The sequence below is a fragment of the Pelomicrobium sp. G1 genome (assembly GCF_051905455.1).
Classification (GTDB): Bacteria; Pseudomonadota; Gammaproteobacteria; order Burkholderiales; family UBA6910; genus Pelomicrobium.
Window position 1 is genome coordinate 1 of record NZ_JBQACR010000130.1, and the last position, 402, is coordinate 402.

Genomic DNA, 402 nt, shown 5'->3' on the forward strand with positions numbered 1-402 from the left:
CCCCTTGACGGGGAGGAAACCCATCCCCACCCCAGCCTGTCCGCGGCTTGGCATGCCCATGTCATCCTCCCCCTTCAAAGGGGGGTCGGGAGGGGGGATGGGTTGCGATTGAGGGGAGACAGACCCGCTCAACCCAGGAGGCGTCCCAGCACCAGCCCCGCGGCGAGGAGCGCGCCGTGGAGGGAGGCGGCGGCGATGGTGCGCTCGATCGCCGGCCGCAGCCTGCCCGGCTCGAAGGCATGACGCAGCAAGTCGCGTCCTGCCAAGGCGGTGAGGAGCGCGGCGGCGAGGCCGAGCAAAGCTGCCGGGGGCAACAGGCCCGCGACCGCCACCCCCACCAGCCATAGATAGGCCCCGAGACCGATCAGCAAGTAGACCCAGCGCGCCCGGGCCGGGGAAAGC

1 pseudogene is annotated in these 402 nt (G+C 71.6%); it reads right to left on the reverse strand.

The window, feature by feature from the left end:
• Positions 1 to 128 precede the first annotated feature (128 nt).
• Positions 129 to 402 (reverse strand): annotated as a pseudogene (locus ACTFO6_RS17825) (prenyltransferase); the annotation flags it as partial.